A 24,771-nucleotide genomic window follows, 5' to 3' on the forward strand; every position below is an offset into this window, starting at 1 on the left:
TCACTTTTCATAAGCCCAAAAGGTGACTAGATACTTTTTGTATCTAATCAACCCTATTCGCTTAAGCAGTATAAACCTGTGTACCCGTCTCACTCCCTAAAATCAATACATCCGCAGGACGATGAGCAAACAGCCCCACTGTGACTACACCGGGGATTTGATTAATTAAGGTTTCTAGCTCAAGCGGATTCAAAATCTCTAAGCCACTGACATCCAGAATCAGATTACCATTATCAGTCGTAAAGCCTGTACGTAATGCGGGTTGCCCACCCAACTTAACTAGCTGCCGCCCGACAAAAGAACGTGCCATCGGTATCACTTCGACAGGGAGCGGAAATTTACCTAACACTGGAACTAATTTAGTGTAATCGGCAATACAAATAAACTTCTCACTCGCCCCCACCACGATCTTTTCGCGGGTTAAAGCCCCACCGCCGCCTTTGATTAAATGCAGGTGCTTAGTCGCCTCATCCGCTCCATCGACATAAATAGCCAACTGCCCTACATCGTTTAAATCTAATACCGGGATATTATGCTTTTTCAAGCGTTCGGCTGTTGCTACAGAACTCGCCACTGCTCCATCAATTTTGCCCTTTACCCGCGCCAAAGCATCAATAAAATGATTCGCAGTCGATCCAGTGCCCACGCCCACAATCATTTCAAAATCAATATAATCTAGCGCTGCCTCCGCCGCTGCTTTTTTCATGTCGTCTTGAGTCATCCTATCCTCCGTCATCTCGCTACAGTAAACAAAGCTCACGATCATATCAGTTCGACCTAGTTTGCCCTATACTACCGGGCTACTATAAATTAGCTATTTGTGCCATGAATAAATCACTGTTAGAGCGCATCCTAAAAGCACGTGTCTATGATGTCGCCAAAAAAACCTCGCTAGATTATGCCCCTAATCTAAGCCAACGCTTAAATAATCAGGTCTATCTCAAACGTGAAGATAAGCAGCCGGTGTTTTCCTTTAAATTACGCGGTGCATTTAACAAAATTCACCAACTCACTCCCGAAGAACGCGCACGCGGGGTGGTAACTGCCTCGGCGGGTAATCACGCTCAGGGTGTGGCGTTCTCAGGAAACAAACTAGGCATTAAAACCACGATTGTTATGCCTAAAATTACGCCTGATATTAAGGTCAATAATGTGAAAGCCTTAGGCGGACATGCTATTTTACATGGTAATAATTTTGATGAAGCCTATGCATATGCGCGTGAACTAGAGCGCTCTGAAGGTATGACCTTTGTTCATCCTTTTGATGACTTAGATGTGATTGCTGGGCAAGGCACGGTGGCTATAGAAATCCTCCATCAGCATCCTGAACCCATCGATGCCGTATTCATGGCAGTAGGCGGAGGGGGATTAGTGGCGGGTGTGGGCAATTATATTAAATACCTCTACCCTAACACTAAGATTATCGCGGTAGAACATGAAGAAGCTCCTACCTTATATACTTCACTCCAAGCCGGTCAACGTACTCAACTCGATCAAGTAGGCACCTTTGCAGATGGCGCTGCAGTTAAGTTAATTGGGGAACAAACCTTTGAACTCGCCCGTGATGTGGTTGATGAGGTCATATTGGTCAACACGGACGAAACCTGTGCGGCGATTAAAGATATCTTTGAAGCTACACGTGCTGTGTTAGAGCCTGCGGGGGCTTTAGGAGTGGCGGGACTCAAAAAATATGTTGCCACTCATCACTGTAAAGATCAGCAGTTAATCGCTATCTGTAGTGGTGCCAATATTAGCTTTGATCGTTTGCGCCATGTTGCCGAACGTGCCGAGCTGGGTGAAGGACGAGAAATACTTCTAGCTGTCACGATTCCAGAGCGTCCGGGGAGTTTTAGGCAATTTTGCGAGGCGATTGCTAATCGCGCGGTGACTGAGTTTAACTACCGTTATGCCGATGCACGTCAGGCTCAAGTCTTTGCCGGTATTAAGATTTCTGGTGGTAAAACGGAGCGCCAAGAACTCATCACTAAGCTACAGGATCAATTTGGTCAAGTGATTGACCTCACCGACAATGAAGTGGCCAAAGTTCATTTACGCTACATGGTCGGGGGACATGCTCAAGGCCTAGCAGACGAACATTTATATCGCTTTATGTTTCCAGAACGTCCGGGGGCTTTACTGCATTTTCTGACGAGTATGAGTGCGGGTTGGAATATTAGCCTATTTCATTATCGCAATCATGGCTCTGATTTTGGGCGCGTCTTAGTAGGGATTCAGGTGCCTAAACAAGATCAAGTGGAGTTTCAAGCCTTTTTAGCTAATTTAGGCTATGACTATTGGGATGAAACCAACAATCCCGCCTATCATGCTTTTTTAAGCTAATATCATTCTGAACTAAAAGCCTTGGCACATGAGCTTGTATCATGTGTCGAGAGCCTACCAATTATCGACTGTTTAGAGCGTCTGTCCTTTCCCCCCCTACATATTGTCTCCAACTAGTTTAGTCTACTAGGCACACTTAGATTGAATAGCTTGTTGTTAACGTCAGAGTACCCGACTACTAATCTAATACAGTACTACTTACAACATCATGAGCCGGTAGCCTACTTATCTAGCGTTTCTAGCTGCAATCTAATCAATCCTTTACTCAGTAAAACTAAGGAGTAACCTTATGTCTCAAATTGCTTCAACGACCAGTGTAGTCACCCCAGTCACTACGGCCACTACCGATACCACTCGCTCTGCTCCCGTATCGAGTGAATTTATTCAACAACTGGCTAATTTGTTATTACAACTCATGCCTCAAGTACAAGCTAATGTAGCCCGTGATCAAGTAAGCCAAATTGGTAACGATACTCAAGCAGGTACTACTGCGACTATCGCAACACCTACAGCACCACTAAGAAGCATGTCTGCTTCTAATACCCCGTCAGAAGCGTTACCCGTGTCTACCGCTTCAGCAACCCCTAGTAATACAACAGATGCTGCGCTGCCTACGCCTGTTGCATTATTAGCTGATGCTAATGAAGTGACTGCACCTCGTGTTGCAGCAGCTCGTCCAGTTGCCGATGCGGATGCACCGCTTGTTGATGGTGAAGCGGAAGCCAGTACTGCTGCAACCACTAACCTCGTTAATCCAACTATCGTACAGCAAAACACTACAGCAGAAACTGAAGCGGCTATTGCACAAAACACCGCTAACCCACTCGAAACTTTAGTAGCTAGAGCCGATTAAGCCTAAGGGCTTTCCCTATAGGGGCGTGTCTAAAATTCGTCACGCTCCTCATCGCTCAATACTCGCCACTCTCCCACTGCTAATTCATTATCTAAGCCTAGCCCCCCTATCTGCTCACGATGCAAAGTAATCACTTGATTACCCACCGCTGCAAGCATACGTTTCACCTGATGATACATCCCCTCATAAATCGTCAAACGTAGCTGCTGCTCAGATACTAAAATCACCTGTGCAGGACTAGTAGGATGTTTTTCACCGTGTAATTGAATGCCCTGCCTTAATTGTTCAAGCGCCTCATCATTACAGGCCGCTGCTAGGGTAACTAAATAAGTTTTACCAATCTGTTTACGAGGTGAGGCAATACGATGTGACCAATCCCCATCACTGCTCAACAGCAATAAGCCTGTGGTGTCTTTATCCAAACGCCCCACGACATGCAAGGTATGTTTATGCGGATGTTGAATTAAATCCAATACAGTCCGCTGATGGGGATCGGTAGTTGCACTCACTACCCCCGCAGGTTTGTTCAGCATTAAATAAAGTGGTTGCGGTAAAGTAAGCAGAGTTTGCTCTAATTTAATTGGATCATGCGGTTTAATATGTTGGCTGGGATTTTTCAATAGCTGCTCATGTAAGGTCAAAGCACCTTGTCGAATCAGACTTTGAGCGTGTGAGCGTGATATCCCCATAGCCTGACTGACAAATTGATCCAAACGCATAGCCACCTCAACCTAAATAGAATGCACCACCATAATAAAAAGTTAGGACTAGAACAATGCTCATTTCAGACTATCTCCGTATTTTAGCGACTCATGATGGTTCAGATTTATATCTAACGGTAGGTGCGCCTCCGGCTGCTAAATTCCAAGGTGCCTTAAAACTTATTGCTAAAAACACGCTGACTCCTGAGGATCTCAAAAATATTGCCTATGAGGTTATGAATGAAGAGCAACGTAGTCAATTTGAGCACAAACCTGAGATGAATCTAGCCTTGCATGAGGAAGGCATAGGGCGCTTTCGGGTTAATATTTTTAAGCAACGCCACCATATTGCCATGGTGATTCGTTATATTCGCACCGACATTCCCTCTATAGCCACCTTGGGGCTGCCCCCGATTTTAAAAGATATTATTTGCGACAAACGCGGCTTAATCTTATTTGTCGGGGGTACAGGCTCCGGTAAATCCACCTCACTTGCAGCACTGATCGACCATCGTAATCAAACGACTAGTGGGCATATTATTACTATTGAAGATCCGATTGAGTTTGTGCATAGCCATAAGCGCTGCATCGTTAATCAGCGCGAAGTGGGGGTCGATACGGATAGTTATGAAGATGCTCTGAAAAATACCCTCCGCCAAGCGCCGGATGTGATTCTCATTGGCGAGATCCGAAGTCGAGAAACTATGGAACATGCCTTGGCTTTTGCTGAGACTGGACATCTATGTGTCTCCACACTACATGCTAATAACTCCAACCAAGCACTTGATCGTATTATTAACTTTTTCCCTGAAGAGCGCCGTCAGCAGCTTTTGATGGATTTATCACTGAATATTAAAGCCTTTGTTTCACAGCGCTTAGTGCCCTCAGCGAATGGTAAACGGGTCGCTGCGGTAGAAATTTTATTAGGCACCCCTATTGTGAAAGACCTAATTCTCAAAGGTGATATTCACTCGATCAAAGAGCAAATGGAAAAATCCGAAGAGTTAGGCATGCAAACCTTTGACTCGCACTTATTTAAACTATATAGCGCGGGCACTATTTCACTCGAAGAAGCGATTCGTAATGCGGACTCACCTAATAACTTAAAAGTTAAAATCAATCTTGCTAATAGTGGTACCAATGCTAAACAAGAAACCATTATCCCTGAGGTAGTAGAACCCGCCGCCGAACCCGAAGCGAAAAAGCATAAGCCCATGATTGAAAATGGCATACTGAATCCGCTCAACCATCCGCTCTTTGAAAATATTACCTTAGAGCCGATGGATGATGATGAGGACGAACTAGAAATACTCGCCCTCACCAAACCGAAACAGCCCTAGAGCTACATCCGCTCTAAGACTTGAATACCTAGTAGGCTCAGCCCAGTACGGATGGTATCCGACCCCAATTGCGCCCAAAGTAAACGGCTTTGGCGCACAGCGGGGTTTACCCCTTCTTTTAAAATCGGGCAAGCTTCATAAAAACTCATAATATTACCCGCCAATTCATATAAATATTGGCATAAATAATTGGGTAAACCTTCGCGTCCGACATTTTCTAATACATCATTAAACTGCAAAATCCGCACCGCTAAGGCACGCTCAGCGGGTTCGGTAATGAGTAAAGTAGCATTTGCATCAATATGATCCGCCTTACGCAAAATACTGCGACTGCGGGCATAGGAATACTGCAAATAGGGGGCGGTATTCCCCTGCAGACTCAGCATAGTATCCCAATCAAATACATAATCAGAGAGACGATTCTTGGCTAAATCGGAGTATTTTACCGCACCGATTCCCACCGTTTTAGCGACTTGTTGCTGCTCCTCAGCACTTAAATCCATGCTTTTTTCTTTTACGATCACCAAAGCACGTTCTTCGGCTTCATCCAGTAGATCCGCTAATTTAATCGTATCACCAGAGCGGGTTTTAAACGGCTTACCATCACTTCCTAACATCGTTCCAAACGGCATATGCTCCAATGACATCTCAGGGCGAGCAAAGCCTGCTTGCCGCGCTAAAGCAAACATCTGTTGGAAATGCAGCGATTGACGCGCATCGACTAAATATAACACCCGATCAGCATGTAAGACCTCTGAGCGATACCAAATGGAGGCTAGATCCGTCGTAGCATATAAATACCCACCATCCGCCTTTTGCACAATAATCGGCAATGGTTCGCCTTCTTTATTTTTAAAGCCTTCTAAAAATACCGTTTTCGCTCCATCGCTCTCACCTAATAAACCCCGCTCTGTTAAATACTCCACCACTTTCGGCAATTGGGGATTATAAGCACTCTCCGCCATGACATGCTCACGCTTTAACCCTACCCCTAGGCGCTCATACAACTCCTCACTATGACTCAACGAAATCTCGATAAATTGCTGCCATAGAGCCAAACATTCCGCATCGCCCGATTGCAGACGGACTACATAATTACGCGCTAGCTCATTAAATGCCGGTTCGCTATCAAAACGTACTTTAGCGGCACGATAGAAGTTCTCTAAATCTGCCAGCTCCATCGATAACTCGGCACCAGAGCTTTGCAACTCCTTCATATGCGCGATCAGCATACCGAATTGCGTACCCCAATCCCCCACATGGTTTTGGCGGATGACCTCATGCCCTAAGTACTCTAAAACACGCGCAATCGCATCGCCAATAATCGTGGAGCGCAAATGCCCCACATGCATTTCTTTGGCTAGATTAGGACTAGAGTAATCAATAACAATTTTTTGCTTAGCTACAGTCGTGCTAGGCACTGTATTAGTTAATAGCGTCTGCGCTTGGCTCACTAAGTAATCATCTTTAAGATGAATATTAATAAAACCAGGGCCTGCTACCTCTACTTTATCGGCATAGGGGCTTAAATCGACGGCCTCTAGCAAGCGGCTGGCTAGCTCGCGCGGATTGGTTTTTAATTGTTTTGCGGCGGCCATGACCCCATTGGCTTGAAAGTCGCCAAACTCCACGCGTGTAGAGGGTTTAACTAAGGCGCTAATGGTAGCGGGTACACCTAATTGGTGTAGACCTTGAGTAAGTTTTTCATCCAGTAACTGACGGATATTCATAATAGGAGGAGTCTTGCCAACTAAAAGGCAAGATTGTAAGCACGATCTGACCTTAAATCCAAGTATTGCTTATTTGCTTAAACTAGCGGTGACAAAGGATAGGGTTTTATTATCGCCTTGAAGCTTGAGGCGCTTTTGCGTTACCTCATAAAAAGCCATCTTAGTGAGGTATTGCGACATTTCCATATCCGCTTGCATACGTTCAGCTTCACAGGCCATTTCCGTACTAGTACTTAAATCCGGCACTTTAAAGCTACCATCCGTCCCTAGTAACACTTCACCCCCTAAACGATTACAACCACCTGTTAAAGCTAGCTGATTTTTACCCAACATGAGGCGAATATGATTAGCCGGAATACCTGCTTTAAGACGGGCGGAGGGGAGCGCACTGCCCTCTTGTATTGTCACCAGCTTCCAAGGGGCTTTCGTTAAAGTCAGTAAGGCTGTCTCACCGGCTAGGCTCGGCAAAGTGGTGGAGGTGGGGGTACTAGAGACAGAGCCGCAAGCTACCAAATAGAACGCGGCTAGATTTAATATGCCAACGTACTTTAGCGAGGAGAAGGTGAGCGGACTATTCACTTTGAACGACCTTTGTAGCAAAAAAATTTAATTTAGCTGGCCTACCCACCAACTTCAAGCACCATTATAAGAACGGCTACAAATGACCGAGCGGACGCTTGTTACCGGCTAAATCAATTGCTACATAAGTAAAATCGGCCTCAGTCACTTTAAAGGGCTGTCGTGATTCCGGCGAGCGCCAAATGGGAATCACCCACGTTTCTACATGTAGAGTGATGGAGGTGGTGCCAATACGTTTAATCTCACCATAACAGCACACCACATCGCCAACTTTAACTGGTTTAATAAACTTCATTGCATCGACTGCAATGGTGGCTACCCGTCCCTGAGAAATATCTTTTGCTAGAATGCCACCAGCTAAATCCATTTGCGATAAAATCCAGCCGCCAAAAATATCCCCATTAGGATTGGTATCGGCAGGCATCGCAACAGTACGAAGTAGTAAGGATTCATTAGGTGGTAGAGAAGTGAACTCGCTCATCATTTACGCCGCCTAGTACAAAATTAGAGTTTAGGGGGTTGCGGGCTTAAGATACAATCGAATTGTGGTATTAGGGGTACTCAATTTCTCAGTCACTTGATAATGCTGTAGAATTTGGCGGGTACTCTGGGTTAAAGGCGCATCTGGTGTATGTATTATTAGTATAGTGCCTTGCTTATCTAAATCTGAAACCTCCGTAACAGTAAAATGAACCGCCCTCAAATCACGTATTAGCCCTACCTTTGTTGTTTTTATATCCTCCACTAATAGTGTTTTGAGCGGAATCTGATCATTATTCTTATCATTAATGGGTTTAGGATTAGGTAAACCAACACTAGCATCACGGGTGACTTCTATCGTTACTGGCTCTGTTGACAGGGGCTGATGCTGCCACAGTAAACGCGCTCCTAATACCGCTATCAGTAGCATAGCTGCACTGGCTAACCACATGGGTTGCAGCACCGAACCCGAAAAGCCAAAACGCTCCCACCAAGTAGGCTTAGGTGCTTGCGTGACGGGTACTGTAGTAGTTTGCTCTGGCGGGGTAATCGCTAAGCGTTGATAAAATTGCTCTAGTATAGGCTCAACAGCCTGATCGGTTAGGGTATTCGCCTCCTCACAAGCCGCTTGCCATAATAAATACTGTTGTAAGGCGGTTTGCTCATCCTGAGAGAGTTTTGGCTCACCCCCCTCAGCTTGTAACCATGCTTGAAAGGATAAACGCTCACTAGCGGCAGGTTGAGGTTCTAACATAATTCCTCCCGCAATTGCTGCATCAATTTACGCAACTCAGACAACCGATTGGTAACAGCAGCCTTAGTACGCCCTACCTGTGCGGCTAATTCTGCATAATCCAATTCTTGGGCTACCCCTTGTAATAAACGCATATCGCTCTCACCTGCCTTACCGCGCCGAATGTGCTCAAATACCACTTCTAAACAATGCTCAATACTCAGCAAGATTTCGGGGCTTAATGCCTCTTCATCGCTTAGCTCTGCCACTGCATCCTCATTACCTGTTTCGACGGATGGAGTAGTAGCTTTATAAGGCTCAACACCCTTTTTTTTGCGTTGGCGCAGGCAATCAATACTGGCGTTATAGACAATAGTCCGTATCCATGCGGGGCAATGACCGTGCTGGGTATGGCCTGCCTGATAAAGCTTAATCAGCACCTCTTGGCTGACATCCTCAACCTCGGAATCAGTAAGCCGTACACTGTCATAATGAAACTGTTTAACAAGGGTTTTGACCAGTTTGGCTATTTGTACCGCACTGTAATGATCGCGAGCTAAAAACCCCTGTAACAAAGCACGGCAGTCCGCATTGGACGGCTTAATCATAACGGACACTCCCAAAAACAAATGCTAGCGACTGTAATTTCTGCGGACTAAATGAACCCCTAATTGTGGATGACTATAACAGGGAATATCATCGCCTAGTTTACTACACTGCTGCAAACGTTCTTTCTCTTCTTCTTGCCGATAAAAAGCCGCAATATAGGCAAATTCTTCCGGGGTTGGTAATTCATAAGAATGATCGGCTTGCATTAGGGTATACCAATTAGCATAAGCCTCACTATCATTTTTACTTAAACAGGATGCCATATAATTATCTGATAAATTCCAACGCAATGTCGCATTAAGCATAAATTGCTTATCTTGATACACCCAACACCCTCCATGTTTGTCTGAGTCCATCGTGCGTGGTTTGCTCATTAGCATCTCTCTAATATCAGCTTGATTAATAGCCGTACTGCTTAAAATCAATGGTGTGCTAATACATATATTATCTTTAATACATCCAGTAGGTAAAACCATAAACTCTTTAGCGGCAATAGTTTTACATCCTGCCAAACACACCGCACGACCTAATGAGTTATCTACCTCAGGTATTTGTTTGCCCTTTGTTTTTAACTCTGTGAGTGTAGCGGCTTCACTGGCTAAAGTTGCAATATTTTCATGAGGAAACTCTTTTAGCAATTGCGTCATTTTTTCAGTAAACGGGTTGTTATCACTTACTTTACTGCCTTTGGCAGCAGAATAAATAAACAACCCTTTTCTACTTTTTAAGTTAATTCCAAAATAAGACGGTGAAACATAGTTATAATAATTAAGCGGGTTATCTCTACAAGCATCTAGCCACACAATTATTTTTGCTGTTGGATTAGCTTCAGCTATTTTTTCTAATCGAGTATTGATTAATAAGCTACTAGTCGGAGTACTTCCATCATACTGTGGACTATCAGTCGCTAGTAAATAGGCAGCATTATTATGCTGTAATGCATGTCCAGCATAATAAATATAAATTTCTGTAGCTGTTTTAGCTCGCCGCTCTAACTCGTCAAACCACTGATTAAGATAGTTAATATCAAGATCAAGTAAATGTCCGCTATTAATTACATCAACACCATTAGACGTCAAGGTATCGAACATTAACTTCATATCTTTAGCTGCCTCTGGTAAGACAGTATGGAATTGATAGCTTTGATTCCCTATCACTAAAGCGATGCGCTCACCCGCTAGCGCATTAAGGGGTAATAGCAATACCCATAGCAACACCCACCAGAATTTTTTACGCTTCACACTCATCACCTCTTCTAGAACATACGAAGTCGCTGTCCAAGTCACAATCGCCTTGAAATTTTAGCAAGAATCGGGGGTGTAATGCGAGGAATGAATGAGGGGAAAAGCTAAGGGATTTAAGGTATTATTTAAACCCCTCAGGAATACTATGCTATTTAACCTATGTTGGCATTAGCGCCCACATTAGGATTAACACCTACGTTGGGATTAATATTGGGTAAGTTACCAGAAATATTGCCATTGCTTTGTCGACCGAAAGAATGAGAACTACCTCCACCAATAGGTGCAAACAGTGAGCCTATCCCGCCTATTAGTGAGCCTATCCCACCTATTAATGATCCCCATCCCCCCAGACCTGAAGAGCTAGAGTAACCACCCATCATAGGATAGCTAATCCCATAATTGGCAGGTTGGGCTGTATAATAATAGCCACCACCACTCATCGCAGGATAGCTAACCTGATAACTGGCAGGTTGAGTAGTATAATAGCTACCACCACTCATCCCAGGATAAGACGCGGAAGAACCAATGCTACCTAATAAACCTGAAGCAATATTGCTGATAGAAGAGCCTAAAGAACCTAGACCGCTCATACCACCTGAAAAGGGGCTATACCCACTATAAGAACTATAAGACCCTGTAGGTAAACAGTCTAAACCATTAAAGAAACCAGTACCGAATGTACTACCGCTACCGCCTATACCACTCATTAAATTAAAAGTCATATCATACTCCTGATGATGTTATGGTTATCCTTACTATTCCCTATGTGCGCTCACATTTTTTAGTTATGGAGTGTTTAAGCACTAACGGGTAATTGATCCAATTAATACCCATATAATTAAAAATATATTAACTAGATAGATAGATATACTAGTTAGATAAAATGCAAGATACGAGGCATTAGCCGACGAACCTAACAGTCATTAGGATAAACGGAATAATCTTTCGGATGGTCACAATTAAGATCCCCTACAACTTATAATGAAAAAAGGAGGCAAAATAAGGCCACTAGGATTACTCTCTAACATTAATTTGCAAACACACACCCATTCCATCGAGAATCTCAGCAATGCCTCACTCGCTAGTGCACTAAGGGGTAATTTAAATATCCAAATGCCTTGAAATTTTAGTAAAAATAAGAATGATAAAGTGAGGAATAAAAAAGAAGGATTAAGGGATTTAAAGTATTTTATAAATCCCTTAAAAAAACATATTATATGATACTCAATCTACTTATAGATTAAATAATATTTATGAAACTACCTAAGATACCACCTAATCCTATTCGAGATATCGAAACTGCCATCATCATCATAAATCTCTAATGAGTCAGTCAGACCCTATACCTTCGTCATAAATAGAGTGGGTTCTCTTCGGTGGCTAAAAGAAAGTTCACTGTCACTTGCAGAGAATCATTATTCACTAAAGTGTGTTCAAGAATAACTCACGCTATCATTAGCCATATAATAATAATTACTACCACTCATCGCGGGATAACTAGCTTCATAAGCGGTAGGCTGATAGCTAAGCTCGTAAGTGGCAGGCTGATAGCTAACCTCATAAGTGCTAGGTTGAGCGGTATAATTATCACTAGCACTCATCACAGGATAGCCAGCTTCACTAGCTTCATAAGCGGTCGGCTGATAGCTAAGCTCGTAAGTGGTAGGCTGATAGCTAACCTCATAAGTGGTAGGTTGAGCGGTATAATTATCACTAGCACTCATCACAGGATAGCTAGCTTCATAAGCGGTAGGCTGATAGCTAAGCTCGTAAGTGGCAGGCTGATAGCTAATTTCGTAAGTAGTCGGCTGATAGCTAACCTCATAACCGGCAGGTTGAGCTGTATAATAGTCACTAGCACTCATCGTGGGATAACTAGCTTCATAAGCGGTTGGCTGATAACTAACCTCGTAAGTGTTAGGCTGATAGCTAACCTCATAACCGGCAGGTTGAGCCGTATAATAATAGTTACTATTACTTGTCATGGGATAAGACAGGGTAGAACCAATATTACCTAATAAGCCCGAAGCAATATTGCCTATAGAAAAGCCTAAAGAGCCTAGACCGCTCATACCACCTGAAAAAGGGCTATACCCACTATAAGAACTATAAGACCCTGTAGGTAAACAGTCTAAACCATTAAAAAAACCAGTACCTAATGTACTACCACTACCGATTAGATTATTCATTAAATTAAAAGTCATATCATACTCCTGATGATGTTATATCCTTACTACTCCCTATATGCTCTCGCATTTTTAGTTGATTATTTAGTTATCAAGTGTTTAAGCACTAACAGGTTATTAATCCAATTAATACCTTGGTTACAAATATATTAACTGGATAGATAGATACTAGGTAGATAAAAGGATAAACACGAGGTTATAGCTGATAAAACCCTATATTTATTAGGATAAACGGAGTAACCCTCCGGACAGTCACAATTAAGATCCCCAGCGACTCACAAAGAAAAAAGGGGTTTAGTAATACTAAACCCCTTAGAGAAAAAATAATAAAATTTAGCCCATTATGGTTTAAATTTTGTTTAAGAAACTACCTAGAATACCACCGAATAACCCTGAAAGGCCGTCATCTTCTTCCACATAGACACCATCTATGCCATCCGAGTAAACCCCATCCTCATCGCTAAATAGTAAGTCCAAACCGACTTTATCAAGCAACGATCCTGCAAGACTCTGTAAGCCACCTTGTACTACGCCATCGACTATAGAATCGAATATTGAATCAGATTCTGAATCATCATTATGGTCGTCTACCACCTCATAACTCTCATCAGCAACATAATAAAGTGGACTATCCTCGGCACTCACCTCATAAGCTATTGCTGGTTCAGTGGTATAATACTCACCCCCAGTCATCACAGGATAAGCCACAGATGAACCTAGACCAATGCTATTTAATAAGCCCGTAGCAATATTGCCCACAGGAGAGCTTAAAGTACCTAGATGACTCATACCACTTGAAAAAGGACTGTTTGTCCCGCTATAAGCAACGGTAGGTAAATAGTCTGCACTATTTAAAAAACTAGTACCTGATGTATTACCCTTGCCTGCCAGACTGTTTATTAAACTAAAAGTCATATCATACTCCTGATGACATTGTGTGTATTCTCACCAATCCTTGTGTATTGCCCTATTCTTATTTATCGGCATTAACAAGTGATTACTCCAAATCACTCCAAGCCCTACGTTTGTTTGTAGTTACGAATGTATTAATTGGATCAATGGATATACTAGGCAGATAAAATGCCTAACACGAGGTACGAGATGACGAACCCAGCATTCATTAGGATAAACGGAATAATTTGTCAGACGGTCATAAGTACTCCCCTTTTATTCGTGTGAAAAAAGGGGAGCGGATGAGATGAATAGATTTAGAGCATTAATTCCCGTAATAGGGCAAATAACTCTCGACTACTTTTGGGGGGTTTAGCTTGGGCTAATTCTTTTTGGGCATTACGAATGAGTGTGCGGACACGTTGCGTATCCACCTCTGGATAGGCATCAATCAACTCGCCTAACACTTCCTCATCGGCTAGCAGGCGATCACGCCAACGCTCAATCATATGTAGCTTAGCCACTTGATTACGCGCACTACCCTCTAGGGCTTGTAGACGTGCCACAATCCCATCAGGATCTTCATCCTCGCGCATTAAACGCCCGATATATTGCCGCTGCCGCCGAATAGCACCATTACTAGTCAGACGCTTAGCCTCAATCACGGCATCATAAATCTCTTCGGGTAGCTCCAATTGCTTGAGCTGAGCCTCGCTTAATTTGATTAAGCGTTCACCTGCGTGCTGCCAAGCCTCGACCTCGTTTTTACGCTTTTGACGGCTAAACTCATCGGGGGCTTCATCTATTTCATTCACGCTTTACGCTCCAATTGGGTGACATCCCGTACTGCACCGTGAGAGGCTGAGGTTGTCATTGCGGCATACGCTTTTAAAGCGGCACTCACATAACGCTCACGATTAACAGGCTTCCACGCTTTGGCTCCTAATGAGTCCATCTCATCACGGCGAGCCGCTAATTCAGCAAAACTAACGCGCAATTCAATCTTACGATTAGGGATATCAATATCAATCATATCCCCTTCTCGTACCAATCCAATGGCACCACCCTCTGCAGCTTCTGGCGAAACGTGACCAATCGATAGCCCCGATGTCCCCCCCGAAAAGCGTCCATCGGTAATCAAGGCGCAAGCCTTACCTAGACCTTTGGATTTTAAATAAGAAGTCGGATATAGCATCTCTTGCATACCCGGCCCACCGCGTGGCCCTTCATAGCGAATCAATACCACATCACCGGCTTTAATTTTATCCCCCAAAATCGCCTCGACCGCGTCATCTTGGGATTCAAAAATCCGCGCGGGGCCTGAAAATTTTAAAATACTAGCATCGACACCGGCGGTTTTAACCACACAACCTTCTTCAGCAATATTGCCAAATAACACCGCTAAACCACCATCTTGGGAGTAAGCATGCTCTTTGCTACGAATACAGCCCTTAGCCCGATCATTATCTAAACTATCCCAACGCTTATTTTGGGAGAACGCTACTTGAGTTGGTACATTGCCGGGCGCTGCTTTATAAAATGTCGTCACAGCCTCAGAGGGGTTACGCATAATATCCCATTGATCTAAGGCATCGCCCATAGTAGGACTATGTACCGTTTTACACTCCCGATGAATCAATCCAGCGCGATCTAGCTCACCTAATAAGCCCATTACCCCACCGGCACGGTGTACGTCTTCCATATGATAGAGCTGAGTGGAAGGGGCTACTTTACTTAAATTGGGGACTTTACGGCTCAGACGATCAATATCTGCTACGGTAAAATGCACCTCTCCTTCACGCGCAGCGGCTAATAAATGCAGTACGGTGTTGGTCGAACCACCCATGGCAATATCTAAGCACATGGCATTTTCAAAGGCTTCAAAGGTCGCAATCGAACGCGGTAAGGCGGATTCATCGCCTTGCTCATAATAACGCTTGGCTAATTCAACCGCTAAACGTCCAGCACGTTTGAATAGCTCTTCACGATCCGCATGGGTCGCCAGTAACGAACCATTACCGGGCAAACTCAAACCTAATGCCTCGGTTAAACAGTTCATGGAGTTTGCAGTAAACATCCCCGAACAAGAACCACAGGTAGGACAAGCCGAGCGTTCCATTTTATTAACGTTTTCATCGCTTTCATTCGGATTAGCGGCTGAGACCATAGCATCCACTAGATCAAGCTTAACCATCTTACCTGAGATCAAAGCCTTGCCAGACTCCATCGGGCCGCCTGAAACAAACACTACAGGGATATTAAGGCGCATAGCGGCATTGAGCATGCCGGGGGTAATCTTGTCGCAGTTAGAAATACACACAATGGCATCGGCACAATGCGCATTGACCATATACTCTACCGCATCAGAAATGACTTCGCGTGAGGGTAGGGAATACAACATACCGCTGTGTCCCATGGCAATCCCATCATCCACGGCAATGGTATTAAACTCCTTAGCCACCCCACCGAAGGCTTCAATTTCACGCGCGACTAATTGGCCTAAGTCTTTTAAATGCACATGACCCGGCACAAACTGGGTAAAAGAATTCGCAATCGCAATAATCGGTTTACTAAAATCTTCATCTTTCATGCCAGTGGCACGCCAGAGCGCACGAGCGCCAGCCATATTGCGACCACCTGTTGAGGTGCGGGAACGGTAAACGGGCATGGAAAACTCCTAAAACCAATCGGTACAAAACACTAAAAATAGTATTCTAACCCGCCCTATGGTTATCGTCACATGCCTTTTTGTGCGTGGGTGTTTTGGCGCTGGGCTTGCAGACGCTCGTCATTCAATGGAATCCTCTATAAAAAAGATAGACCGCTTTTTTTGATGGCATAGACGGAGTCTGGACTAATATGTTATACAAGGATTCTGTCTAATAACCTGTTAGGTTTCGCCATACTCATGACTCGCACCGAAGAGGTACGCTTACTCACCGCTCTCATCAAACGGGCTGAGGACAGTCCAAGCGGATTACGTCGCGCACGCTTGCTTGCCTTCGCCAACTGGCTCTTGCTTGTCGCGGCAGGCATCGCCTTGCTTCAGATTGCTCCGTGTGGTGGCGCTGTCGTCTATATTGTGGCAGGTGTCGCTGTGGCGCTTGGATTCACAACAGGCTTTGTTTTTCTCTATCAACAATCATTCCAGCAATGGCCAGTGCTTGCTCCTTTCATCCGAACGGAAGAGGTCAGACGTCGACTCGAAGAGCTGACACGTGAAGGATAAAGTGCCAAGCCCATTCAACTGCGGCCGCACCGCTCAATTCAGATACTAGCGAATCAGCACACCAAATAAATAATAGGAGCCTTCCTGTCTGAAGAAATAAAGATTGCTCCTTTTAGCGAGATTCCGAACTCCAAAGGCGATCTCAACCTCGCGGTTGCTCAAGCACAGGAAATGACAGCCATTTTTGGTGCAATGGGGATTGAAAAAGCCACTTTCAAATCTGGAGTTGCCTTTCACCGTGATGAGAAAAACGACACCACACTTGCAACAAAGGACGTAATTGTTCAACAACGCCAGCACACCACAACTGTCACCTTCCGTAATGAGGGTAACAGTGAACGTCAAGCAATCGAAGAGCTAGCTGTACCTGTAACCGGATATACTGCCTATAAATTCTTAGCTTGAAGGAGCAACGACATGGACACCCTAAATCCTGCATTAATGTCGGTTGACTACTTTTCATTTTGCACCTTTATCCATTCGTACAGTGTACTCACTTTTCAAGGTGTCCGCTGCTAATGAGCCAGATCGGTGTTGGCGCTCAGCGTGGAGACGCTCGTCATTCATGCGCATCAATTGTAGGGTTAGGTATAATTTGGCAGGTAAGGATAAAAACAAACCACCTGCAATCAACCCCGCCACTAACATAATCCCCGCTACACCTTGTTTAATGGGAATATCTGTAAAGAGGATTAGGCTCACCCCTACCGCAATCATGACTAAACCTATGCCAATCACGAGATACATTATGCGGATCAGTGTTTTGCTACTCACGGGTCGCACCACCTGATATATTGAAATAGGTTTAGTATGCGACTGAAGGGTTAGTGCGCATTGCGTCTCATCAAAGCTATAGTAAAAGTTTTACTGGGCACAGCTACTAGCTAAAATAATTCAAGTCCTACTTTTGATTATTTTTTGTATATAAAGAGTCGATTATGGATGTCTGTCATGGCACATGGATACCCTCTCCTATCACCCCCCATGAGTTTGATAATAATGGGCAACTAGTAGTATGGGTCGAAACAGCGACTCGCTCAAAGCGTAAAAAACAGCCTCATGAACACCCGTTTCATTTAGCCCAACCTGATGAACTAAGAGAGTGGTTTACGAGTGAGCTTACGGTATATAAAGATCTGCTGTTACCCAACGTAGCACCCGCCCTGCGCTTTTATGCCACCCTACCTAGCATTACAGAAGACAAACAAGCGTCTCCTTTACCTAGTATGGAAATGGCTCAGCTCACCGGACATTATCCCCCTGATGACTACCATTGGCAAAGCTGGACTATTCAAGGGCTTAGCATCGCACAGCCCTTATATTTTCTGCGTGAATTACAATTTGCTATGCACTTTCTACCGACTGGGATACGGTTTGGAGCGGATCTATTGTTTTGGATTCAATACGCCCAACAATTGCGCAATGTAATACGGCAGCACCAATTCATCCCGATACTGCAATGTCCTCAAACTAATGCCCCCAAAAAAAGCAAAACGCCCCCAACTCATTTCAATTTTTATACTGGTTGGGCACCGGCTGAGGTGGGTATTTATGAACAAGGTTTAGTCGATTTCGCTAATGCCATGCCATTAGTATGCACCACCTATGACACTCAGCCGCCTCAATCCCACCCGCCTGCATCTCTCCAAGGCTGGGAACCTATCACGCTGTTGCGTCATTTTTCCGAACAGCAAATCAATCTGCTCGCCAAAAATACCCCCCTAACCCTAAAAGCCAGCAAGCAGCTTGCTGATACGTGGCTCTTCGATAACTTTGGCTCAACCCTGATACAGAGTGGCCTCAGTTTAGAGGAATGGCGACAGTGGCATGCTTGGCAACAAGCCTTACTGAGTAATAGCGCTCAAGGCCAAGACTTTATCCTCGGACTACGGCTACAAACCTCAGATGAAACGAGTCGCGATAGCACTTGGTGGCTAAACTTTTTTGTCGAATCTAGCCAAGACCCCTCATTGAAAATTGATCTAGCCGATTGGTGGGCTTTGTCTAGTACTGAACAAAAACAATGGTATAAACACTTCGGACAACAATTTGAGCGCAAGCTCCTCGTCAGTATGGGGCATGCTGCGCGTATGTGTCCGGTTTTATGGCAGGCCTTAGAATCCTCAAAACCCGATGGCTTACCATTAAATCTTGAGGGGGCATATGAATTTCTTAAAAATGATGCCCTCCTCTTAGAAGCTACAGGTTTTAAAATTGTACTACCTAGCTGGTGGACACCCCAAGGCCGTAAACGCGCCCGTTTACGCATAAAAGCAAGTGGTAAAACGAAAGCAGCCGCCGATCAAAACAGTGCTAAGGGTTATTTTTCACTACCTGATCTCGTGCAATACCGTTATGAACTATCGATTGGTGATGAAACCGTCAGTAAGCAAGAATGGCAAAACCTAGTCAATGCTAAAACCCCTCTCGTCCAGTTTCGCGGCGAATGGATGGAGCTAGATCGAGAGCATATGGATGAGTTACTGCAACTCATGCGCCAACAAGAGCAAGGTGAGATTACCCCTATCTCCCTCCAAGACATGCTCAAGCAACGCGCCGAAGCCAATGAGCAAATGACTGAATTTGTATTCGACGAAGCCCTAAACGATATACTCACCCGCCTACAGCAACCGCGTGCCACCGATCTACTAGACAACCCACAAGGATTACAAGGACAGCTTAGACCCTATCAAAAGCAAGGACTATCATGGCTCGCTACCCAAGAAGCATTAGGGCTCAATCCTTGTCTAGCCGATGATATGGGCTTAGGTAAAACTATTCAGGTGATTGCCCTATTACTACACGAACAGGCTCAGCGTAAACCCGAACAAAAATTAGCGCCTACTCTCTTGATTGCGCCGACTTCGGTCTTAAGTAACTGGCAAAAGGAATTACAAAAATTTGCCCCATCATTGAGTAGCCTGATTCATCATGGCAGTAAACGCAGCACAGTAGCGGCCGACTTTAAGGCTAATGTCGCGGCACATCAGGTGATTATTACCTCCTTTACCATTGCCCGCAAAGACAGTGAACTCCTCAAAAAGCAGCCTTGGCAACGCGTTATTATTGATGAGGCTCAAAACATTAAAAACCCTAAATCCGCCCAAGCCAAGGCGATTTATAGCCTCAATGCCCCCCATCGTATCGCTATGACCGGCACACCTATAGAAAACCGCCTCATGGATATGTGGTCTTTATTTCACTTTTTAAATCCGGGATATTTAGGGGCGGCCACTCAGTTTAAACGGGCTTATGAAACCCCAATTCAACGCGAGGGCGATATTCAACGCTCCCAACAATTACAACGCCTCGTGCAGCCTTTTATTTTACGGCGGCTTAAAACGGATAAATCCATTATTAGTGATCTACCCGATAAATTAGAACAAAACGTGTATTGTAATCTCACCCAAGAACAAGCCACGCTCTACCAAGCTACGGTGGATGAGGTACAACGTAAACTAGAAGAAGTTGAAGGGATGCAGCGTCGGGGCTTAATCCTATCTACACTGTTGCGCCTGAAACAAATCTGTAATCATCCCGCTCAATTCCTACAAGATGGGAGTGTTTTTAGTGCTGAGCGCTCGCATAAACTAGCACGGGTACAGGAGATGTTAGAGGAAGCATTAGAGGCGGGGGATAGTATGCTGCTATTTACTCAATTTACTGAAATAGGCAGCCAGCTCGAAAAAACCTTACGCGAAAAATACGCCTGCCCCATCTATTATCTGCACGGTGCGACCAGCCGCAAACAACGCGAGCAAATGATTGAAGCCTTCCAAGACCCCGATACCCCCGCCGGTATTTTTATCCTCTCGTTAAAAGCCGGTGGTGTCGGTATTACCCTCACCCGCGCTAATCATGTGTTTCATTTTGATCGCTGGTGGAACCCCGCAGTGGAAAATCAGGCTACTGATCGTGCCTATCGTATTGGGCAACAAAAAACGGTATTTGCTCACAAAATGGTAACGCTCGGCACGTTAGAGGAGCGCATTGATCAAATGATTACTGATAAAAAAGCACTCGCCGATAGCATTGTAGGCACTGATGAAACCTGGCTGACTGAAATGGATAATGCTGCCTTTTATCAACTAATTCAGCTCAATCGCACCACGATTATGGAGGCTTAACGATGGCAAGCTTAACTCGAACTTGGTGGGGTGAGAAATTCCTCAATGTGCTCTCCATTAGTATGGATAGCGGGCGCTTAGCGCGGGGGCGTAGTTATGCCGGGCCCAATCGTTTATTAACCTTTACGATTGAGGGCACTAAGATCACTGCCACCGTGCGCGGTAATGTGAACCCCTATTTCGGCGTTTACAAAGAGCCACAGTACAAAACCAGCGTACAACTCAAAACCTTCTCAGCCAAAGACTGGGAGCAGTTAGTAGCGTTGATTAGTGAGAATGCGGCGTGTTTGTCGCAATTATTATTAGGGGAAGTGCCGAATCATATTGAGGATATTTTTTCTCAAAAAGGGCTTGAGCTGTTACCTAAAAGGCGGGATGACCTGATTAGTGAATGCTCTTGTCCTGATTATGCCTCGCCTTGTAAGCATGTAGCGGGGGTCTATTATAAAATTGCCTCGCTCTTAGATCGTGACCCGCTCTTAGTTTTCCAATTACGCGGCATGGATATAACCAAACTGCAAGAAAAGCTCGCTCAATCCCCTTTAGGACAGGCTCTACTCGATCAACGTGCCGATCAGCAACTCCCACTGATCTATCACACCCAGCGCTATACCGCCCCCCAAACCGTTTCATTAAATAATCCCAGTTTAAAAACCTTTTGGCACGGGCAACAAGCACTACCACTAGTAAGCACCCAAACCCAAGCCGTCACTTCTGCGGTATTGTTGAAAAAGGCGGGAGATTATCCAGCTTTTTGGACCCGTAATAATTCATTTATTAGCGCGATGGAGGAGGTCTATGACTTGATGATCAAAAAAAATAAAGGAGTGTTTTAAGGCATTAAAGCCCTAGCGACCTTAGAAGCCGGTGAGCGACCTAAATAGTCTGCAATATACCGGCTAGCGAGGAGTAATTGGGTTAAATCCACACCTGTTTCAATACCCATACCATTGAGCATATAGAGCACATCTTCAGTCGCCACATTGCCACTCGCCCCCTTAGCATAGGGGCACCCCCCCAAACCAGCAATAGAGCTATCAATCACAGAGATACCGAGCTGCATCACTGCCAATAGGTTGGCGAGACCCTGCCCATAGGTATCATGAAAGTGTGCGGCTAAATGTTCTATGGGAATCTGTTGGGTAACTGCATCAATCATACGTTGCGCTTTTAAAGGCGTACCTACCCCAATCGTGTCCCCTAGTGATATTTCATAGCAGCCCATGTGATACAAAGCACTAGCGACTTCTACCACTTTGCTAACCGCAATATCCCCCTCATACGGACAGCCTAATACACACGATACATAGCCCCGCACTCTCACCTCATGGGCTTTAGCTTGCTCCATCACGACTTGAAAGCGCTCTAGACTCTCGCTAATGCTGCAATTAATATTTTTCTGGGTGAAGGTTTCTGAGGCAGCGGCAAAGATAGCGATATCTTTTACCCCCGCTGCCAGCGCTTCAGCCATACCCTTAGCATTGGGTACCAACATGGGATAACTCACACCCTCATGCTTTGGGATGCTGGTATACACCTCGCTACTACCCGTCATTTGCGGCACCCATTTAGGTGAGACAAAACTCCCCACTTCTACCACGGATAATCCGGCCTCGACCAGCTTTTCAACTAGGGCTATTTTGATCTCAATCGGTACTAGGGTAGGTTCATTTTGCAAACCATCGCGTGCACCAACTTCGACGATTTTGACATAGATGGGTAAACTCATCGTCTTACTCCAAGCTCAATAAGGTATCACCCTCTTTGACCTGATCACCGACTTGGAAATAAATGGCCTGCACGCTACCATCTTGTGGTGAGGTTATGGTGTGCTCCATTTTCATGGCAACCATGATCACTAATGCTGTCCCCGCTTTGACCGGATCACCCACTTTGACCAATAGCTCCAACACTACCCCCGGCATAGGAGCCGTTAACCCACCGCTCGGTATAGTGTGCTCATTGACTGCCTGTAGAGGATCATAGACATGCAACTGCCATACTCGCCCCTCCCAAAACACTAACCAAGCACTCTCCACAGGCACAATCCGAATACGATACGTTTTTTGCCCCAGTACGATTTGCCATTCATCACCCCCAATACACTCCCCGCGTAAAAGCTTTTCACCCGTAGCTAGCTGCACATAATAAGCCTCACTCCGTTTCACTCCCTGCATGGGGTAAAGTGCTTCACCGATTTGAAAGGTAAAGGTATCAATAGGTAATTGATTCACCCACCAAGCATCCGCTAGCGCCCAAGGGGAATGAGGGTCTAAGGTTTGGCTTTGTGTCTGTGATGATAGGGTTTGCCTATGAGCTAGCTCACGCACTACGGCTGCTGCCATGACTTCATCCGGTGGTGTACTAGGTGCAGGGAATAACTCTGCCCTATGCTGCTCAATAAAACCTGTATGGACGCTACCTGCCACAAAGTCTGGATTACGTGCAAGCTGGCCTAAAAACGCCAGATTAGTATTCAAGCCCCCCATATAGTAATGACTCAGTGCGGCTTGTAACCGTTGCAATGCCTGTGTGCGATCTGCCCCCCATACAATCAATTTAGCCAGCATAGGATCATAAAACAGACTGACCTCATCCCCCGCTCTGATACCCGTATCAATACGTACTGAGTGATTAGTGTCAGGGGTAATCAATACTTGTACGGTACCCGTTGAGGGTAAAAAATCGTGCTCCGGTGTTTCGGCATAAATACGCACTTCAAACGCATGACCGTTGATTTTTAATTGTTCTTGCGTCAAAGGGAGTGGCTCACCATTAGCCACACGTAATTGCCACTCAACCAAATCTTGCCCTGAAATCATTTCAGTCACGGGATGCTCAACCTGTAAACGGGTATTCATCTCCATAAAGAAAAACTCACCGCTTTGATCCAGCAAAAACTCCACGGTTCCAGCCCCCACATAAGCAATAGCCTTAGCCGCATTAATAGCCGCTTGTCCCATCGCATGACGTAGTGCTGGTTTCATATGCGGTGCAGGTGCCTCCTCCATGACTTTTTGATGGCGACGTTGAATGGAGCAATCACGCTCAAATAGATGGACAACATTACCCTGCGTATCGGCAAATACTTGCAGCTCTATATGGCGCGGATTTACCAAATAACGCTCAATGAGTACGGCATCATTACCAAACGATGCTATCGCTTCACGTTTAGCAGCGGCTAATGCAGCATCAAACTCGTCCAATGATTGGACTATGCGCATACCCTTACCGCCCCCACCGGCACTGGCTTTAATCAATTGGGGGTAGCCAATGGCTTGTGATTGCTCACGTAATAGCTCTGGGGATTGATCAGCACCGTGATAGCCCGGCACAAGCGGAACCTGTGCGTTTGCCATTAAGCGCTTGGACTCACTTTTTAACCCCATCGCAATAATCGCTGAGGTCGGAGGCCCGATGAATACCACACCGGCGGCTTGACACGCTTCAGCAAACTCGGCATTTTCAGACAAAAAACCATAGCCCGGATGTATAGCTTGCGCTCCTGTTATGTGAGCAATTTCTAAAATTTTATCCCCACGCAAATAGCTCTCAGTAGCTGCAGCTTCACCAATCCAATAGGCTTCATCGCAGACCTTAACGTGTTCAGCCCTAGCATCTGCTGTAGAGTAGACTGCAACGGTTTTTATCCCCAAGCGGCGAGCGGTGCGGGCAATACGACAGGCAATTTCACCACGATTAGCTATCAGGATTTTAGTAAACATGATG

At 45.0% G+C, this 24,771-nt stretch carries 23 protein-coding genes; 7 read left to right on the forward strand and 16 right to left on the reverse strand.

Going from position 1 to position 24,771, the window contains the following annotated elements:
- Nucleotides 1-61: 61 nt before the first annotated feature.
- Nucleotides 62-721 carry a ribose-5-phosphate isomerase RpiA gene (gene rpiA / locus A3IK_RS0100435; protein WP_020557980.1) on the reverse strand — a complete coding sequence of 220 codons (660 nt, stop codon included), beginning with the start codon at nucleotides 719-721 and terminating at the stop codon, nucleotides 62-64.
- A gap of 104 nt (nucleotides 722-825) precedes the next feature.
- Between rpiA and ilvA the strand changes: the two genes are divergently transcribed.
- Together ilvA and A3IK_RS0100445 are read left to right on the forward strand one after the other, a co-directional pair.
- Entirely contained in the window at nucleotides 826-2,340 is a 1,515-nt protein-coding gene (gene ilvA / locus A3IK_RS0100440) for a threonine ammonia-lyase, biosynthetic (protein ID WP_020557981.1), read from the forward strand.
- 289 nt (nucleotides 2,341-2,629) lie between these two features.
- Nucleotides 2,630-3,193: a hypothetical protein gene (locus tag A3IK_RS0100445; protein WP_020557982.1), complete on the forward strand. Its 564-nt coding sequence runs from the start codon at nucleotides 2,630-2,632 to the stop codon at nucleotides 3,191-3,193.
- Between the two features lie 29 nt (nucleotides 3,194-3,222).
- On the opposite strand, the gene A3IK_RS0100450 is transcribed toward A3IK_RS0100445, so the two are convergent.
- A complete protein-coding gene (locus A3IK_RS0100450; protein WP_020557983.1) occupies nucleotides 3,223-3,912 on the reverse strand; it encodes a pseudouridine synthase in 690 nt (229 codons plus the stop codon).
- A 56-nt stretch (nucleotides 3,913-3,968) separates the two neighbouring features.
- Between A3IK_RS0100450 and A3IK_RS0100455 the strand changes: the two genes are divergently transcribed.
- The gene (locus A3IK_RS0100455) at nucleotides 3,969-5,234 is read left to right on the forward strand and encodes a PilT/PilU family type 4a pilus ATPase (RefSeq protein ID WP_020557984.1); all 1,266 of its coding nucleotides are present in this window, start codon (nucleotides 3,969-3,971) and stop codon (nucleotides 5,232-5,234) included.
- Nucleotides 5,235-5,236: 2 nt separating this feature from the next.
- Here the strand turns inward: A3IK_RS0100455 and argS are convergent, their stop codons facing one another.
- The 11 genes from argS to ilvD form a co-directional block, all read right to left on the reverse strand.
- Entirely contained in the window at nucleotides 5,237-6,964 is a 1,728-nt protein-coding gene (gene argS, locus A3IK_RS0100460) for an arginine--tRNA ligase (protein WP_020557985.1), read from the reverse strand.
- A gap of 69 nt (nucleotides 6,965-7,033) precedes the next feature.
- Nucleotides 7,034-7,543, reverse strand: a complete 510-nt coding sequence (locus A3IK_RS0100465) for an META domain-containing protein (protein WP_026220753.1) — start codon at nucleotides 7,541-7,543, stop codon at nucleotides 7,034-7,036.
- 76 nt (nucleotides 7,544-7,619) lie between these two features.
- A complete protein-coding gene (locus tag A3IK_RS0100470; protein ID WP_020557987.1) occupies nucleotides 7,620-8,027 on the reverse strand; it encodes an acyl-CoA thioesterase in 408 nt (135 codons plus the stop codon).
- 27 nt (nucleotides 8,028-8,054) lie between these two features.
- A complete protein-coding gene (locus A3IK_RS0100475; protein WP_020557988.1) occupies nucleotides 8,055-8,777 on the reverse strand; it encodes a hypothetical protein in 723 nt (240 codons plus the stop codon).
- Complete coding sequence (locus A3IK_RS0100480) at nucleotides 8,771-9,364, reverse strand: RNA polymerase sigma factor (RefSeq protein ID WP_020557989.1); 594 nt, start codon at nucleotides 9,362-9,364, stop codon at nucleotides 8,771-8,773. Before A3IK_RS0100480 ends, A3IK_RS0100475 begins: the two co-directional genes overlap by 7 nt.
- 24 nt (nucleotides 9,365-9,388) lie before the next feature.
- Nucleotides 9,389-10,651, reverse strand: coding sequence for a caspase family protein (locus tag A3IK_RS0100485; RefSeq protein ID WP_162596597.1), 1,263 nt, complete (start codon nucleotides 10,649-10,651; stop codon nucleotides 9,389-9,391).
- A 110-nt stretch (nucleotides 10,652-10,761) separates the two neighbouring features.
- Nucleotides 10,762-11,331, reverse strand: coding sequence for a hypothetical protein (locus A3IK_RS0100490; RefSeq protein WP_020557991.1), 570 nt, complete (start codon nucleotides 11,329-11,331; stop codon nucleotides 10,762-10,764).
- Between the two features lie 711 nt (nucleotides 11,332-12,042).
- Nucleotides 12,043-12,813, reverse strand: a complete 771-nt coding sequence (locus A3IK_RS0100495; protein WP_020557992.1) for a hypothetical protein — start codon at nucleotides 12,811-12,813, stop codon at nucleotides 12,043-12,045.
- Between the two features lie 330 nt (nucleotides 12,814-13,143).
- A complete protein-coding gene (locus A3IK_RS0100500) occupies nucleotides 13,144-13,710 on the reverse strand; it encodes a hypothetical protein (RefSeq protein WP_020557993.1) in 567 nt (188 codons plus the stop codon).
- 293 nt (nucleotides 13,711-14,003) lie between these two features.
- Nucleotides 14,004-14,501, reverse strand: coding sequence for a ribosome biogenesis factor YjgA (yjgA, locus tag A3IK_RS0100505; protein ID WP_020557994.1), 498 nt, complete (start codon nucleotides 14,499-14,501; stop codon nucleotides 14,004-14,006).
- Complete coding sequence (gene ilvD / locus A3IK_RS0100510; RefSeq protein WP_020557995.1) at nucleotides 14,498-16,354, reverse strand: dihydroxy-acid dehydratase; 1,857 nt, start codon at nucleotides 16,352-16,354, stop codon at nucleotides 14,498-14,500. Before ilvD ends, yjgA begins: the two co-directional genes overlap by 4 nt.
- A gap of 240 nt (nucleotides 16,355-16,594) precedes the next feature.
- Here ilvD and A3IK_RS0100515 point away from each other — a divergent pair, with 240 nt between their 5' ends.
- Together A3IK_RS0100515 and A3IK_RS0100520 are read left to right on the forward strand one after the other, a co-directional pair.
- Nucleotides 16,595-16,915 carry a hypothetical protein gene (locus A3IK_RS0100515; protein ID WP_020557996.1) on the forward strand — a complete coding sequence of 107 codons (321 nt, stop codon included), beginning with the start codon at nucleotides 16,595-16,597 and terminating at the stop codon, nucleotides 16,913-16,915.
- 171 nt (nucleotides 16,916-17,086) lie between these two features.
- Nucleotides 17,087-17,320: a hypothetical protein gene (locus tag A3IK_RS0100520; RefSeq protein WP_020557997.1), complete on the forward strand. Its 234-nt coding sequence runs from the start codon at nucleotides 17,087-17,089 to the stop codon at nucleotides 17,318-17,320.
- Between the two features lie 54 nt (nucleotides 17,321-17,374).
- Here the strand turns inward: A3IK_RS0100520 and A3IK_RS18075 are convergent, their stop codons facing one another.
- On the reverse strand, nucleotides 17,375-17,689 hold the full coding sequence (locus A3IK_RS18075) for a hypothetical protein (protein ID WP_110690208.1): 315 nt from the start codon (nucleotides 17,687-17,689) through the stop codon (nucleotides 17,375-17,377).
- Nucleotides 17,690-17,853: 164 nt separating this feature from the next.
- Here A3IK_RS18075 and A3IK_RS0100530 point away from each other — a divergent pair, with 164 nt between their 5' ends.
- Both A3IK_RS0100530 and A3IK_RS0100535 read left to right on the forward strand, forming a co-directional pair.
- Entirely contained in the window at nucleotides 17,854-21,042 is a 3,189-nt protein-coding gene (locus A3IK_RS0100530) for a DEAD/DEAH box helicase (RefSeq protein ID WP_020557999.1), read from the forward strand.
- Nucleotides 21,043-21,044: 2 nt separating this feature from the next.
- Nucleotides 21,045-21,878 (forward strand): SWIM zinc finger family protein, encoded by an 834-nt coding sequence (locus tag A3IK_RS0100535; RefSeq protein WP_020558000.1) that lies wholly within the window; start codon nucleotides 21,045-21,047, stop codon nucleotides 21,876-21,878.
- Here A3IK_RS0100535 and A3IK_RS0100540 read toward each other — a convergent pair.
- Both A3IK_RS0100540 and A3IK_RS0100545 read right to left on the reverse strand, forming a co-directional pair.
- Entirely contained in the window at nucleotides 21,875-22,771 is an 897-nt protein-coding gene (locus A3IK_RS0100540; RefSeq protein ID WP_020558001.1) for a hydroxymethylglutaryl-CoA lyase, read from the reverse strand. The two genes, A3IK_RS0100535 and A3IK_RS0100540, sit on opposite strands and share 4 nt — an antisense overlap.
- A gap of 4 nt (nucleotides 22,772-22,775) precedes the next feature.
- Nucleotides 22,776-24,767 carry an acetyl-CoA carboxylase biotin carboxylase subunit gene (locus A3IK_RS0100545; RefSeq protein ID WP_020558002.1) on the reverse strand — a complete coding sequence of 664 codons (1,992 nt, stop codon included), beginning with the start codon at nucleotides 24,765-24,767 and terminating at the stop codon, nucleotides 22,776-22,778.
- Nucleotides 24,768-24,771: the final 4 nt, after the last annotated feature.

The sequence above is a fragment of the Thiofilum flexile DSM 14609 genome, assembly GCF_000380185.1.
Classification (GTDB): Bacteria; Pseudomonadota; Gammaproteobacteria; order Thiotrichales; family Thiotrichaceae; genus Thiofilum; species Thiofilum flexile.

What these genes read in the sequence shown, in the direction of transcription:
- argS (WP_020557985.1), bottom strand. Translation starts at nt 6,964, where the DNA reads ATGAATATCCGTCAGTTACTGGATGAAAAACTTACTCAAGGTCTACAC.
- A3IK_RS0100520 (WP_020557997.1), top strand. Translation starts at nt 17,087, where the DNA reads ATGACAGCCATTTTTGGTGCAATGGGGATTGAAAAAGCCACTTTCAAA.
- A3IK_RS0100540 (WP_020558001.1), bottom strand. Translation starts at nt 22,771, where the DNA reads ATGAGTTTACCCATCTATGTCAAAATCGTCGAAGTTGGTGCACGCGAT.
- A3IK_RS0100445 (WP_020557982.1), top strand. Translation starts at nt 2,630, where the DNA reads ATGTCTCAAATTGCTTCAACGACCAGTGTAGTCACCCCAGTCACTACG.
- A3IK_RS0100535 (WP_020558000.1), top strand. Translation starts at nt 21,045, where the DNA reads ATGGCAAGCTTAACTCGAACTTGGTGGGGTGAGAAATTCCTCAATGTG.
- rpiA (WP_020557980.1), bottom strand. Translation starts at nt 721, where the DNA reads ATGACTCAAGACGACATGAAAAAAGCAGCGGCGGAGGCAGCGCTAGAT.
- A3IK_RS0100495 (WP_020557992.1), bottom strand. Translation starts at nt 12,813, where the DNA reads ATGACTTTTAATTTAATGAATAATCTAATCGGTAGTGGTAGTACATTA.
- A3IK_RS0100470 (WP_020557987.1), bottom strand. Translation starts at nt 8,027, where the DNA reads ATGATGAGCGAGTTCACTTCTCTACCACCTAATGAATCCTTACTACTT.
- A3IK_RS0100530 (WP_020557999.1), top strand. Translation starts at nt 17,854, where the DNA reads ATGGATGTCTGTCATGGCACATGGATACCCTCTCCTATCACCCCCCAT.
- ilvD (WP_020557995.1), bottom strand. Translation starts at nt 16,354, where the DNA reads ATGCCCGTTTACCGTTCCCGCACCTCAACAGGTGGTCGCAATATGGCT.
- A3IK_RS0100500 (WP_020557993.1), bottom strand. Translation starts at nt 13,710, where the DNA reads ATGACTTTTAGTTTAATAAACAGTCTGGCAGGCAAGGGTAATACATCA.
- A3IK_RS0100490 (WP_020557991.1), bottom strand. Translation starts at nt 11,331, where the DNA reads ATGACTTTTAATTTAATGAGTGGTATAGGCGGTAGCGGTAGTACATTC.
- A3IK_RS0100480 (WP_020557989.1), bottom strand. Translation starts at nt 9,364, where the DNA reads ATGATTAAGCCGTCCAATGCGGACTGCCGTGCTTTGTTACAGGGGTTT.
- A3IK_RS0100455 (WP_020557984.1), top strand. Translation starts at nt 3,969, where the DNA reads ATGCTCATTTCAGACTATCTCCGTATTTTAGCGACTCATGATGGTTCA.
- A3IK_RS0100545 (WP_020558002.1), bottom strand. Translation starts at nt 24,767, where the DNA reads ATGTTTACTAAAATCCTGATAGCTAATCGTGGTGAAATTGCCTGTCGT.
- A3IK_RS0100450 (WP_020557983.1), bottom strand. Translation starts at nt 3,912, where the DNA reads ATGCGTTTGGATCAATTTGTCAGTCAGGCTATGGGGATATCACGCTCA.
- A3IK_RS0100475 (WP_020557988.1), bottom strand. Translation starts at nt 8,777, where the DNA reads ATGTTAGAACCTCAACCTGCCGCTAGTGAGCGTTTATCCTTTCAAGCA.
- ilvA (WP_020557981.1), top strand. Translation starts at nt 826, where the DNA reads ATGAATAAATCACTGTTAGAGCGCATCCTAAAAGCACGTGTCTATGAT.
- A3IK_RS0100515 (WP_020557996.1), top strand. Translation starts at nt 16,595, where the DNA reads ATGACTCGCACCGAAGAGGTACGCTTACTCACCGCTCTCATCAAACGG.